This window comes from Marinimicrobium sp. UBA4209 (assembly GCF_002381585.1).
Classification (GTDB): domain Bacteria; phylum Pseudomonadota; class Gammaproteobacteria; order Pseudomonadales; family Cellvibrionaceae; genus Marinimicrobium; species Marinimicrobium koreense.
Genome location: NZ_DFTP01000016.1, coordinates 1,897 through 2,350, shown reverse-complemented (window position 1 = coordinate 2,350; position 454 = coordinate 1,897). Strand labels below are relative to the sequence as shown.

General features: G+C 57.5%; 1 protein-coding gene and 1 pseudogene. Both read right to left on the bottom strand.

All coding sequences use genetic code 11. The features are described 5' to 3' along the window. Window positions 1-7: 7 nt before the first annotated feature. Window positions 8-283 (bottom strand): DUF3012 domain-containing protein, encoded by a 276-nt coding sequence (locus B3187_RS02850; RefSeq protein ID WP_123637353.1) that lies wholly within the window; start codon window positions 281-283, stop codon window positions 8-10. 7 nt (window positions 284-290) lie between these two features. Beyond that, window positions 291-454, bottom strand: a pseudogene (locus B3187_RS02845) (porphobilinogen synthase); the annotation flags it as partial.

Here is a 454-nt window from a genome sequence, read left to right as displayed (position 1 = left end):
TCAGCAGTTAATCGTAAATACACTGGTCGGCAAAGGTCTGGGAATCCTCCCGCGACCAGTCGGCATTGGGGACGTTCATCATCTGCTCGCACCAGGCCTCACTGCCGGGTTCGGCATTCACCTCGATTTGGGGGATTTCAGAATCACGCTCGGCGGGCGCGGGAATGACCGCGATATCCCGGGCCGGCTCCTCTGGTTCGGATTCAGGCTGATTCAGAATCAGCAACACGCCGACAACAATCATCAGGACACTGGCGCCCATCAGGGCAAAAATCGCTTTCATGACTACCTCAGGATTCGTTCAGCCAGTCGGCTACGGTTTCGGCAAAATAGGTAATGATCAAGTCGGCCCCAGCGCGCTTGAACGCCAACAGACTTTCCATGGCAACCGCCCGTTCGTCAATCACTCCGGCCTCGGCGCCGGCCTTGATCATGGCGTACTCGCCACTGACCT

Bases quoted from the DNA above. Each gene is read 5' to 3' on its own strand.
- B3187_RS02850 (WP_123637353.1), bottom strand. From the start codon at position 283: ATGAAAGCGATTTTTGCCCTGATGGGCGCCAGTGTCCTGATGATTGTT.